Source organism: Cyanobium sp. A1C-AMD (assembly GCF_024346495.1).
Lineage (GTDB): Bacteria > Cyanobacteriota > Cyanobacteriia > PCC-6307 > Cyanobiaceae > Cyanobium_A > Cyanobium_A usitatum.
Window position 1 is genome coordinate 1 of record NZ_JAGQDB010000073.1, and the last position, 11,679, is coordinate 11,679.

Annotated in this window: 15 protein-coding genes; 7 read left to right on the forward strand and 8 right to left on the reverse strand. The window is 67.1% G+C overall.

Features of this window, described 5'->3' with window-relative positions:
• The 5 genes from KBY74_RS11125 to plsY all read left to right on the forward strand — a co-directional run.
• The coding region (locus KBY74_RS11125; protein ID WP_254942768.1) for an MFS transporter at positions 1-1,066 on the forward strand (1,066 nt) is incomplete at its 5' end.
• A 14-nt stretch (positions 1,067-1,080) separates the two neighbouring features.
• Positions 1,081-1,827, forward strand: coding sequence for an ABC transporter permease (locus KBY74_RS11130; protein WP_254929972.1), 747 nt, complete (start codon positions 1,081-1,083; stop codon positions 1,825-1,827).
• Positions 1,827-2,261: a DUF3119 family protein gene (locus KBY74_RS11135; protein ID WP_254942769.1), complete on the forward strand. Its 435-nt coding sequence runs from the start codon at positions 1,827-1,829 to the stop codon at positions 2,259-2,261. The genes KBY74_RS11130 and KBY74_RS11135 overlap by 1 nt, the downstream gene beginning before the upstream one ends.
• On the forward strand, positions 2,254-3,168 hold the full coding sequence (locus tag KBY74_RS11140) for a DUF3086 domain-containing protein (protein WP_254942770.1): 915 nt from the start codon (positions 2,254-2,256) through the stop codon (positions 3,166-3,168). Before KBY74_RS11135 ends, KBY74_RS11140 begins: the two co-directional genes overlap by 8 nt.
• A gap of 68 nt (positions 3,169-3,236) precedes the next feature.
• Positions 3,237-3,836 carry a glycerol-3-phosphate 1-O-acyltransferase PlsY gene (gene plsY, locus KBY74_RS11145; protein WP_396123180.1) on the forward strand — a complete coding sequence of 200 codons (600 nt, stop codon included), beginning with the start codon at positions 3,237-3,239 and terminating at the stop codon, positions 3,834-3,836.
• A 17-nt stretch (positions 3,837-3,853) separates the two neighbouring features.
• On the opposite strand, the gene proC is transcribed toward plsY, so the two are convergent.
• The 7 genes from proC to KBY74_RS11180 form a co-directional block, all read right to left on the reverse strand.
• Positions 3,854-4,645: a pyrroline-5-carboxylate reductase gene (proC, locus tag KBY74_RS11150; protein ID WP_254942771.1), complete on the reverse strand. Its 792-nt coding sequence runs from the start codon at positions 4,643-4,645 to the stop codon at positions 3,854-3,856.
• A gap of 7 nt (positions 4,646-4,652) precedes the next feature.
• Positions 4,653-5,204 carry a cell division protein SepF gene (locus tag KBY74_RS11155; RefSeq protein WP_254942772.1) on the reverse strand — a complete coding sequence of 184 codons (552 nt, stop codon included), beginning with the start codon at positions 5,202-5,204 and terminating at the stop codon, positions 4,653-4,655.
• Positions 5,205-5,297: 93 nt separating this feature from the next.
• A complete protein-coding gene (locus KBY74_RS11160) occupies positions 5,298-5,936 on the reverse strand; it encodes a YggS family pyridoxal phosphate-dependent enzyme (protein WP_254942773.1) in 639 nt (212 codons plus the stop codon).
• Positions 5,937-5,940: 4 nt separating this feature from the next.
• A complete protein-coding gene (locus KBY74_RS11165) occupies positions 5,941-6,207 on the reverse strand; it encodes a PipX family protein (protein WP_106502177.1) in 267 nt (88 codons plus the stop codon).
• Between the two features lie 51 nt (positions 6,208-6,258).
• Positions 6,259-7,191, reverse strand: coding sequence for a CbiQ family ECF transporter T component (locus tag KBY74_RS11170; RefSeq protein ID WP_254942774.1), 933 nt, complete (start codon positions 7,189-7,191; stop codon positions 6,259-6,261).
• Between the two features lie 13 nt (positions 7,192-7,204).
• Positions 7,205-8,569 (reverse strand): ribosome biogenesis GTPase Der, encoded by a 1,365-nt coding sequence (der, locus tag KBY74_RS11175; RefSeq protein ID WP_106502008.1) that lies wholly within the window; start codon positions 8,567-8,569, stop codon positions 7,205-7,207.
• A gap of 83 nt (positions 8,570-8,652) precedes the next feature.
• Complete coding sequence (locus KBY74_RS11180; protein ID WP_254942775.1) at positions 8,653-9,132, reverse strand: DUF1823 family protein; 480 nt, start codon at positions 9,130-9,132, stop codon at positions 8,653-8,655.
• 28 nt (positions 9,133-9,160) lie between these two features.
• On the opposite strand from KBY74_RS11180, the gene dusB reads away from it, so the two are divergent.
• Positions 9,161-10,186, forward strand: coding sequence for a tRNA dihydrouridine synthase DusB (dusB, locus tag KBY74_RS11185; RefSeq protein WP_254942776.1), 1,026 nt, complete (start codon positions 9,161-9,163; stop codon positions 10,184-10,186).
• On the opposite strand, the gene cobI is transcribed toward dusB, so the two are convergent.
• Positions 10,159-10,902, reverse strand: a complete 744-nt coding sequence (gene cobI / locus KBY74_RS11190) for a precorrin-2 C(20)-methyltransferase (protein WP_254942777.1) — start codon at positions 10,900-10,902, stop codon at positions 10,159-10,161. The two genes, dusB and cobI, sit on opposite strands and share 28 nt — an antisense overlap.
• A 91-nt stretch (positions 10,903-10,993) precedes the next feature.
• Here cobI and KBY74_RS11195 point away from each other — a divergent pair, with 91 nt between their 5' ends.
• Positions 10,994-11,554, forward strand: coding sequence for an acireductone dioxygenase (locus KBY74_RS11195; RefSeq protein ID WP_254942778.1), 561 nt, complete (start codon positions 10,994-10,996; stop codon positions 11,552-11,554).
• The last annotated feature ends 125 nt before the right edge of the window (positions 11,555-11,679 follow it).

Sequence of the window (11,679 nt, forward strand, 5' to 3'; positions counted from 1 at the left end):
CTGGTTGCGATGTGGTGGGTGCCGCCGGGGGGGGGACTGGCAGAAGTTCGCAATTTTGGTGGCGATTCAGCTTGTGGCTATGGCGCTATACACCTGCGTCAACCTGCCCTACTCGGCCTTGGCCTCCGAGCTCACCCGCTCCACCCAGCTGCGCACCCAACTGAATGCCAGCCGCTTCACCGGATCGATACTGGCTGGATTGGCCGGCTTGGTGCTGGGGGCCCTGCTCGTGGGCCAGGGCGCGGAGGGATACCTACGTATGGGCTGGGTGTCCGGACTAACCCTCACGGTGTTCACCCTGCTGTGCTGCTGGGGCCTAGCCCCCTTCGCCCGCAACTGCCAGCGCCCTACGGGCCACCCGGAACCGATCCGGCGCCAACTACAGCGCATCTCCGCCAACCCTCGCTTTCTCAAGGTGCTGGGGCTTTACCTGCTGCTCTGGTGTGCCCTGCAGCTGATGCAGCCGGTGTCGCTGATTTTCCTGGCCGTGGTGATGCAACTGCCGGAGAGTTGGAGCACTTGGATCCTGATTCCCTTCCAGCTCAGTGCCCTGGCGGGGCTGCAACTATGGAGCCGGGTGGCAGGGCGCCACGGCCGTGTCTGCGCCCTGCGCTGGGGCACCGGGCTATGGATTGCCGGCTGCCTGGGGGCAAGCCTGCTGGTGCCCCTCGATGGCAGCACTGCTCCCATGGGCAGCTTCAGCAATGGCATCTCCCTGGGCCTACTGGTGCTCACGATCATGGTTACGGGTCTGGGAGCCTCCACCGCCTACCTGATCCCCTGGGCCCTTTTGCCCGACGCGATCGATGCCGACCCCGACAAACCGGCCGGGCTCTACACCGCCTGGATGGTGGTGACTCAGAAGCTGGGCATCGGTGTGGCCGTGTTTGCCCTTGGTAACGGGCTGAGCCTCAGCGGCTACCAGGCCTCCCTGGAACTGGCCCAGCCGACTACTGCCCTCAACACAATCCGCTTATGCATGGGCCTGATTCCGGCCGTGCTGATCGCCGCTGGCCTTCTGGTGATGCGACGCTGGCCGGAGAAAGGCCTGCACCGCCAGCCATGAAGCGCCCCGCCTGGCTGACAACACCGCGCTGGCTTCGGCGCCTAGGAGCCAGCCTGCTTGTTGGCGGCCAGGCGGTGAGCGCCATCGCCAAGGGGCGCATCGGCTTCAACGATCTGATGCAAGAGCTGATGGAAGCCGGCCCCGGCAGCTTCCTGATCGTGCTGATCACGGCCTTGGCTGCGGGCACCGTGTTCAACATCCAGGTGGCAGCGGAACTCTCCAAACAGGGCGCCAGCGCCACGGTGGGCGGTCTATTGGCCCTGGGGCTGTCACGGGAGATCGCGCCCCTGCTCACCGCCACCCTGCTCACCGGCAAGGTGGCCACGGCCTATGCGGCCCAGATCGGCACCATGAAGGTGACCGAGCAGATCGACGCGATCACGATGCTGCGCACCGATCCGGTGGAGTACTTGGTGGTGCCCCGGGTAATAGCCATGGTGATCATGGCGCCGGTGCAATGCCTGCTTTTCTTCTGGGTTGGGATCTGGTCGGGCCAGGTGAGCAGCACGTTGCTTTACAACATCCCTCCGGCGGTGTTCTGGAACTCGGTGCGCACCTGGATGGAGCCCGACGACCTGCCCTCGATGCTGCTCAAAGCTCTGGTATTCGGGCTGCAGATCGCCGTGATCGCGTGCGGCTGGGGACTCACCACCCGTGGTGGTCCCAAGGAGGTGGGCACCAGCACCACCGGCGCCGTGGTCATGATTCTGGTCACAGTCGCCCTGATGGACGCCCTGCTCACCTCGCTGCTGTTCACCTGATGACCTCCCCTGCTCCCGGCACTAGCGGCGTGGTGCTCGACCCCGCCTATGGCGTATCCCTTGGCGTGATTGGCCTGGGACTAGCGGCCCTGGCCTTAACGCCGCTGTGGGCTGGGGCCATCTGGCTCAGCCTGGTCGTAGCGGTGTTCGGTTTGTTTCTGCTGCTGCAAACCCGCCTGCTGCGGCTGGAATTTGGCGGCGATGCCCTGCTGGTGTGGCGTCAGCAGACCCTGCTGCGCCGCTTCCCATACCAGGAGTGGCTGAGCTGGACAATCTTTTGGCCGGGGCTGCCGGTGCTGTTTTATTTCCGTGAACAGGCCAGCATCCACTTCCTGCCAGTGCTCTTTGATGCAACCAGCCTGCGCCAGCAGCTGGAGCAGCACCTGAGCCAGCTCCCCCCCGCAGCACCTCCCGATTCCCCAAGCGATGTCTGACGACCCCAGCCAGGCTTCCCCTACCCCTGACAGCCCTGAGATCCCTTCACCAGCCCCCTGGCAGGAGCTGGCCCTTACGGAGCTGCAGCAGCAGCGCACAGCCCTGCTTGAGGAGATCCGCCAGCTGGAAGCTCGCCGCGGCCTGATCCAAAAGGAGATCGAAGCGAGCTTTGCGGGCCAAGCCGATGGGGTAGCCAGGCGGCTCAAGGGCTTCCAGGACTACCTGGTGGGAGCCCTGCAGGATCTCGCCGTGGCCGCCGAGCAGGTGGAGCTGGTGCCCCAGCAGGTGCTGGTGCAGCCCTCCCCCCTCGACCAGATCAGCACCACTGCAGAAGCGAGCCAACCCCTAGCGGCTGTAGCGGCCGCGGGGCTGTTCGGCCCTGACGAAGTCCTGATTCGCGAGCGTCTGGCCGGCTTTGGCGGCCAGCCCGACTTCTACGCCGATCCCTGGCAGCTGCGCCGCACCCTGGATGCCAGCGGAGCCGCCCTGCTCGACGACTGGTTCCTGGGCCAGGGCGGCCGGGGTGCCCAGCCCAGCTGCGGTAGCCGCAGCCGCAATGCCCTGGTGGCCGCCGCCGCCATCGCCATCCTCGGCGAGCTCTATGGCGAGCGCTTCCAAACCCTGGTGCTGGCCAGCCAACCGGAGCGCCTGGGGGAGTGGCGCCGCGGCCTGCAGGACTGCCTGGGCCTTTCCCGCGAAGATTTCGGACCCAGCAGCGGCATCGTGCTGTTTGAGCGGGCCGATGCCCTGGTGGAGCGGGCCGACCGCCTCGAAGAGCGGGGCGAGCTGCCCTTCATCGTGGTGGATGCGGGCGAGCCGGTGATCGAGATCCCGATCCTGCAGTTTCCGCTCTGGCTGGTTTTCGCGGCCGGCCCCGGCGAACTTATGGCCGACGAAACCTACTAACCCCAACCACCGTGACCCTGTCTGCAGCCGTGACCCTGCCAACACCCGTGACCCTGCTCACCCTGGCCATGCTGATCGCCGGCTACCTGCTCGGCTCAATCCCCAGCGGTTACCTGGCAGGGCGCTGGCTGGCTGGCCTCGACATCCGCCGCGAAGGTTCCGGCTCCACCGGTGCCACCAACGTGCTGCGGGTGGTCGGTAAGGGGCCGGCCCTAGCGGTGTTCCTGGTGGATGTGCTCAAAGGAGCCGCCGCCGTGCTGCTGGCCAAGACCCTGCTCGACCCCTTTGGCGTTGGCGTAGTGCTAGCTGGCCTGGCAGCGCTGGCTGGCCACATTTGGCCGGTGTGGCTGGGCTGGAAGGGTGGCAAGGCGGTGGCCACCGGCCTGGGCATGTTGCTGGGGCTCACCTGGCCGGTGGGACTGGCCTGCTTCGGCATCTTCCTGGCCGTGCTCAGCCTCAGCCGCATCGTGTCCCTATCCAGCGTCGTGGCGGCGCTCGCCCTGCCGCTGCTGATGCTGGGTTGGTTTGCTGACCAGGGGCTGGGGCTGCGCTGGCCATACCTAGGCCTGGCCCTGCTCACCACCGTGCTGGTGCTGTGGCGCCACCGCAGCAACATCAAACGGCTGCTAGCCGGCACCGAACCCCGCCTGGGGGCCCCCAAGAACTGATCGGGCCAAACTCACGTTCAGGCCAGCTCGCGGCTGCGCTGGGCAGCAGCCAGCACGGCCTCGATCAATGCCGAGCGCAGGCCAGCTTTTTCCAGCTGACGCAGGCCGGCGATGGTGGTACCAGCCGGGGAGCTCACCATGTCCTTGAGCTGGCCGGGATGGAGATCGCGCTCCTCCAGCAGGGCGGCGCTGCCAGCCAAGGTGCGGTGAGCCAGGCGCTGGGCTAGGAGCCGCGGCAAACCGGCAGCCACAGCGCCATCGGCCAAGGCTTCAGCTACCACCGCCACAAAGGCGGGCCCAGATGAGGTGAGCGCCAGAAAGGCATCGAGCTGGGCTTCGGGCAGCTCGTGCACCTCGCCCACCTGACCGAAGAGCTGCTGCACCCAGCGGCGTTGGTCTGGGGGCACGTCGACGCCAAAGGCCAGGCCCGTGAGCCCCGCCCGCACCAGGGCCGGGGTATTGGGCACGGCGCGCACGCACTGCCAGCCAGGAAACAAACGCTGCAGCCGCGCCAGGGTGACACCGGCGAGCACGGAGATCAGCAGCCCGCCCGAACCAGCCGCCGCCGCCGGTGCCACGGCCTCGAGCTGCTGGGGCTTAACCGCCAGCAAAACCACCGGCGCAGACCAGGCTGCAGCTGCATCAGTTGCCACAGCCAAGCCGTGGGTTTGGGCCAGGCAGGTGGCGGAGGCTTCGCTAGCAACAACGGCCCGCACACCCTCGCGCTGCACCAGGCCTGCTTCCAGCAGGGGAAACAGCAAAGCCTGGGCCATACGGCCCAGGCCCACTACGCCGAAGGTTGGCGTCACAGCCGGCCTAAATGGCGGCGTCCTGGCGGCCCCAGGCCGGGCTGGGGGCCGCGTCCTGCTGGGGCTCGCTGATCTCGCGGCTCACGATCGTGGGCGAAGAGGCCTCGTCGCTGGTGGCGTTGGTCACCGTGACGCAGCTAGGCGCAAACAGGAAAATGCTTTCACCCACCCGCTCCTGGTGCCCGTCGATTGCGAAGGTGCCGCCTGCCACAAAATCCACGGCGCGCTGGGCCTGATCCGGCTCCATCATCGTGAGGTTGAGGATCACGGTCTTGCGCTCGCGCAGGGCCTGAATGGCGCGGGGCATTTCATCGAAACTGCGAGGCTCCATCAGGGTCACCTCAGCAACGGCCGTGGATAGGCCAGGCATGCCGATCACGTTGGTGCCGGCAAAAGGATCGTCAGCGCCGAAATCCGAGCTCAGGGCTAGGGCGCTGGAGCGACTGGTGTAGCTCGGCTCAGGCTGCTCGCCGCCGTCGTAATCGAGCTCATCGTCGTAGTCGCCATCGAGATAGTCGTCTCCTGAGACAACGGCACGCAGGCGGGAAAACAACGACACGAACTGAACCTCACAGGTTGCTTTCCACCTGAATAGCGTCCCACACCAATCGCGGCAAGGCTTTGAAGCGGAGATTGGCACCTTGTGGCGGAATTATTGAATTTGACGCGGCCCAAACAGGCCGCTACCAATACGCACCCAGGTGCTGCCGGCCGCAGCCGCCTCGGGCCAGTCGCCACTCATGCCCATCGAGCGCTCCGGCAGGCCCAGCTGCGTCGCCAGGGCGTCGCACTCGCCAAACAGGGCCCGGCGCTCGGCCTCGCCCAGGCCCAGGGGGGCCAGGGTCATCAGGCCCAGGGGCCGCAGGGGCGCCAGGCCACCCAACTCAGGCCAGTGCTGGCAGAGCTCAGCGGGCTCAAAGCCGGTCTTGGCGGGATCGGGGCGAAATTTCACCTGAAAAAACACCGCTGGCTGGCGCTGCTCCTCGGCGGCGATGCGGGCCAGGCGCCTAGCCAGCTCAAGGCTGTCGAGGGAGTGGATCGTGCCGAAGTGGCGCACCACACCCCGGGCCTTATTGGCCTGCAGCCGGCCGATGAAATGCCAGTCGAGGGGCGCCAGATCGGCCAGCTCGGCCTGCTTGAGCACCGCCTCCTGCAGGCGACTTTCACCAAAGCTGCGCTGGCCGGCGGCCACCGCTTCGCGGATCCGATCAGCGGTCTTACCCTTGCTCACCGCCAGCAGGCGGCAGCCTGGCGGCAGCTCGGCCTGGAGGACGGCCAGTCGCCCGGCCAAGGATTCAGATGAAGGTCTGGTCAAACAACTGACGCCAATGGGCGTGGGCCTCGGGACCGTCGCGGCGGGAGCGCACCAGATTTTGCTCAGCAAAGTGGCGAGCATCCATCAGCGGCACTACCTCAAAGGTGGCGCCACGGGGCTGCAGGGTGACGACGAAAAAAATGCGCTGGGCGTAGAGGGTGGCGAACAGATCCCGGCCTTCGGACACCGCCGCCACCCGATAGAGCATCCCGAAGGTGGGATGGTTTAGGTAGCGCTCCGGACTCACAAATGCGCTGCTCGTCAAGGCGCTGCTCACCGATGCGGTCGAACTTGGCTATTAAAGGTCACCGACTTTCCACCGCAGCAGGAGCATCAGCAGCAGCAAGCCCCCCGCCGTGGCGTTGAGCAGGCCCAGGCCCCGCCCCGCAACCGCTGGTCGCAGCAGCTGGTCGGGCGGCAGCCAGACCCCGCCGCGGGCCAGCAGCGCCTCAGCTCCCTGCTCGGCGCGCAGCAACACGTTGGCCAGCAGCCGCTCTCCCAGGGCCAGCACCAAGGCCAAGCCCCCCTTCCAGCCCAGCCGCTTGAAATTCACCGCCCGGGTTGCAATAGATCGCAACAGGTTTTGCAGCTCCTCCTGCACCAGGGGCAGGAAGCGCAGGGAAAGCAGCAGGGTGAAGCCAAGCCGCTCCACCGGCAGGCCCAGCCGGGCCAAGGGCGCCAGCAGCCAGCTGATCGCCCACACCAACTGTTCGGGGGAGGTGCTGAGCAGCAGCAGGTTGGCGCTGTGCACCAGGGTGAATAGGAGCGTGGCGCCGTTGAGGCCCAGCTCAGCTGAACGGCGGGTGACCACCAGGGGGCCAGCGCGCAGCAGCACCCAGGGGGTGCCTGAGCGCTCTGGCGGCGGGCTGCCAGGGGGGCCGGGCTGGAGCCGCAACTCCGCCGGCGGCCGCTGCAGGGCTGCGGGTGCCGCCGTGCCCGCCGGCAGCAGGGCCGCTAGGGCACCCACCAATAGGGCAAGGGCCAGTAGCAGCGGCACGCTGCGGCGCCATAGCCGCCAGCTGAGCCCGCTAGCGGCGGTGATCAGCAGCAACAAGCCCACCAGGCTGAGACGCCAGAGGGGTCCTGCCAGGATCGGCGTTACTAGAAAAATCAGGCTCCAGGCCAGCTTCAGGCGCGGATCAAGCCGGCGCAACCAGCTGCCGCCTGTGGCCGCCTCCGCCGGATCCGGGGCGGCAAATTGGCCGATGGGGACCTGGCGTAAGAAATCCACCTAAGCGCAGGCCCTAGCGCCCACGAGTCTGGCTGCGGGCCAGCTCCTTCTCGGCATCGCGCTGCTGCTTGCCGCGCCAGAAAAGCTTGATCGGCGTGCCCTCAAAGCCCAGGCCCTCGCGGATCTGACGCTCCACATAGCGGCGATAGGTTTCACCGAAAAGCCTCGGCTCATTTACAAACAACGTGAAGCTGGGGGGCCGCACCGCCACCTGGGTGCCGTAGTAGAGGCGGCCCTGGCGGCCACCACGGCTGGTGGGCGGCGTGCGCCAGCTGAGGGCCTCGGTGAGCACCTCGTTCACCACCGAAGTGGTGACGCGGCGGCGGTGCTGCTCCACCGCCAGCAGGGCCAGGGGGAAGATCGCCTGCACCCGCTGGCCGCTGAGGGCAGAGGTGAACAGCATCGGCGCCCAGTCGAGGAAATAGAGCTTGGCGCGGAGCTCCTTCTCCATCGCCGGCATGGTGTGGCTGTCTTTTTCAATGGCATCCCACTTATTCACCACCACCACGCAGGCTCGACCGTCCTCTTCGATGCGGCCAGCCAGGCGCTGGTCTTGCTCGGTGACGCCATCGAGGGCGTCAATCACCAATACGCACACATCGGAGCGCTCGATCGCCTTGAAGCTGCGACTGATGCCGAAGTATTCGGGGCCGTAGCTCACCGAACGGCGGCGCCGGATGCCTGCCGTATCGAGCAGCTTCCAGGTTTTGCCCTCCCGCTCGATCGTGGTGTCGATCGTGTCGCGGGTGGTGCCACGAATCGGGCTGACGATCGCCCGGTTTTCACCGCACACCGCATTGAGCAGGCTGGATTTACCCACGTTGGGCCGGCCAATGATCGCCAGCTGAATCGGCTCTTCGCCCTCGTCTTCTTCGGTAGGGGGCAGATAGCTCACCACCTTGTCGAGCAGGTCGCCGGTGCCGGCACCGTGAATCGCCGAAATCGGGAAGGGCTCGCCCAGGCCCAGGCCCCAAAACTCGGCCGCCATGGCCAGGCCCGCATCGGGCGACTCGCACTTATTCACCGCGAGCATGGTGGGAACCCCCTGGCCCCGCAGCCACTCGGCAATCGACTGGTCGGCGGCGGTGCAACCCTGCTGACCATCAACAACAACCAGGGCTACGGCCGCCTCGGCCAGGGCCAGGTTTGCCTGCTCGCGAATCTCCGGCAGAAACTCGCTGTCGTCGTCAAACACCAGGCCGCCGGTGTCGACCACTCGGAAGGTGCGATCAGCCCAGTAACCCTCTTGATAGGTGCGATCCCGCGTCACGCCGGGCGTGTCGTGCACGATCGCTTCGCGGCTGCGGCAGAGCCGGTTCACCAGGGTGGATTTGCCCACGTTGGGGCGTCCGATAATTGCAACGACCGGTAAGGCCAAGGGAGGTATTCCTACGTCTGTCCTGTATTGACCCTAACGTCTGCCCCGGCTTGACCCAAAAAGAGAGGCCCTAACCCCAGCAATTAGCTGATGGGCAGGTCGCCCGGATGGCCCAGCACCGGATCGGCCGGCGCCGCCACCAACTGCGGCAGCGGCCCGCTCTCCGGCAGGGCTTCATCTTGCTCGGCCAGATAGGCCAGCAACCAGTTCACGGCGGTGGCGCGGCGGGTGCGGCGCGGGTAGAGCTCACCGATCGTGTAGCCCGCAAAACCCAGCTGCTGCTTGAGCAGCTGCTTGTGCTCCTTGGCGATCGAGCGGGTGAGGGCCACCGAAGCGGGCCGCTTGGCGATGAACTGGGGTTCGATCGGGAAGGACTCCCGCCAGGCAGCGCTGGTGGCCGGGCCGGCGCTCCAGGTGCCGGAGCCATTCAGCTCGTATCCCAGGCGCGGCCAGATCAGCTCACACACGAAACGATCACTGGTGCGGTCGGCCAGCACCGCCTCCAGCAACTCTCGGTTCAAGGGGTAGGGCACGGCAGCGGGGGCGGCCTGAGCGGAAGCCATCGGCCTGAAGCATCACAATCGGATCACCATGATCACTGGTTCACCGATCAACGCTCTGCCCCTGCAGCTCTCTGGCAACGGCACTCCCCGTGCCCTGCGCTGCCGGGTGCTGCAGTCGCCCCTGGCGGGGGTGAGCGATCGCATCTTCCGCGCTCTGGTGCGGCGCTGGGCGCCCGATGCCCTGCTGTTCACCGAGATGGTGAACGCCACCAGCCTGGAGCTGGGCTTCGGGCTGCAGAAGGTGGAGGAGCTGGGCAGCGAGGCCGGCCCGATCGGTGTGCAGCTGTTTGATTACCGGCCCGCCGCCATGGCCGAGGCGGCCAAGCGTGCCGAGGCCGCCGGCGCCTTTCTGATCGACATCAATATGGGCTGCCCGGTGAAGAAGATCGCCAAGAAAGGCGGCGGTAGCGGCCTGATCCGCGATCCCGAGCTGGCGGCCCGCCTGGTGGAAAGCGTGGCCGCGGCCGTGGCGCTCCCGGTGACGGTGAAAACGCGGCTGGGCTGGTGCGATGGCAGCGATGCGGTGAGCTGGTGCCAGCGGCTCGAAAATGCCGGCGCCCAGCTGCTCACCCTGCACGGCCGCAGCCGCGAACAGGGCTTCAAGGGTCAGGCCGACTGGGCCGCCATCGCTGCGGTGAAGGCGGCGCTGACGATCCCGGTGATCGCCAACGGCGACATCAACTGCCCAGAGGACGCGGTGCGTTGCCTGGAGCAGACGGGCGCCGATGGGGTGATGGTGGGCCGGGGCACCATGGGCTCCCCCTGGCTGGTGGGCCAGATCGATGCGGAGCTCAGCGGCCGGCCCATCCCAGCCACCCCCGGCGCCCTCGAGCGCCTCGCCCTGGCGGCGGAGCAGCTGCAGGCCCTGGTGGCGGCCAAGGGCGACCACGGCCTGCTGATCGCCCGCAAGCACATGGGCTGGACCTGCCAGGGCTTCGCCGGCGCCCCCCAGCTGCGCCATGCCCTGATGCGGGCGCCCACCCCCGGCGCAGCCCTGGAGCTGCTGCAGCGAGCGGAGGCCGCTGTTCAGGGCAGCACCTCTGGCCAGCTCTGACGAATAAGCAGTAGCGAAAAGTACGGCTGTTCATCGGCGGGCACCTCGGCCGCCGGCGCCAGTAGCTGGTCGGGCCAGCCCACCCGCTGGGCAAACAAGGCCCCTGCCAGCAGGTTGCGCTGCTCCAGCAGGGGCCGCACCCAGGCCCAGCGGTGGCCGAGCTTGAGCAGGGCCAGCACCGTGGCCGATGCCGCCGCCTCAGCCAGCAGCGCCTCTAGCTGGGCGGGATCGTCGGGGGTGGGGCGAATCAGCAGGGCGTCCTGCTGCAGGGCGAGCGGCCAGGGCAACCCCTGGGAGGAGGCAGCAGCGGCGGCGGCAGCCACCGCCGTGATGCCGGGGATCACCGCCACCGGACAGCTGGGGTGGCGCTCCGCCAGGGCCAACAGGGCGTAGGAGGCGCTGGCATAAAGGGAGGCGTCCCCCTCGCACAGCAACACCACGGCCTGGCCAGCAGCCACTTCTGCGGCCAGGGCAGCGGCAGCGGCATGCCAGGCCTGGCGGCGCGGCTCCGCCTCGCTCACCATCGGAAACAGCAGCGGTAGGCGCCGTTGCTCGGGGCCCATCCAGGGGGCGGCAATCTGGGCCGCCATTCCCTCAGCCTCGAGCCGGGCCACCGGGTAGGCGACCACCGCCGCGGCCCCAATTGCCCGCACCGCCGCCACGGTGAGCAGTTGAGGATCACCGGGGCCAACCCCTACCAGGGTGAGGCCTGCCACCGGCGCCAGGGCTCCCGGAAATTCTGCCGAAAACACGAGTGGCCTGCTGCTGCAGCCTTTCTAAGCTGGGAAAAGACCGTGATCTGGCCCGATGACTCTTCTGCAGGTATTTGGCACCGGCCCAGCCGCATCAGCCTCACCAAACCTCAGCAGTAGTGATCCGGCCGCAATCGCCGCCACCCTGGCGCCATTAGGCATTGGCTTTGAGCGCTGGCAAGTCCAGGGCGGCCTGGCCCCGGATGCCGATCCGGCCGCGATCCTGGCCGTCTACGCCACCGAAATCGCCCGAGTGCAGGCCGGTGGTTCTTACCCCACCGTGGATGCGATTCGCCTCACACCAAACCATCCCGACCGCCAGGCCCTGCGCCAGAAGTTTCTGGCCGAGCACACCCACAGCGAAGACGAGGTGCGCTTTTTCGTGGAGGGCCGCGGCCTTTTCTGCCTGCACATCGGCGATGCGGTGCTGCAGCTGCTCTGTGAAGCGGGCGACTGGATTTCCGTACCCGCTGGCACGAAGCACTGGTTTGACATGGGTCCAGAACCCCATTTCTGCGCCCTGCGCTTCTTCGACAACCCCGCAGGCTGGGTGGCCGATTTTACCGGCGATCAAATCGCCGACCACTACCCACTCCTCGACGAATTAGGCGCTTAAGACTTGTATTGAAGCTGAAAAGAAAAAAGCTAGGGAGACTCTGGAAAACCCAGCCTATCTGCGCGAAAATGAGCCTGTAACCGCATGCCAGGACTGGGTTGATGGGCGGCAAGCAGCTTGGCTTC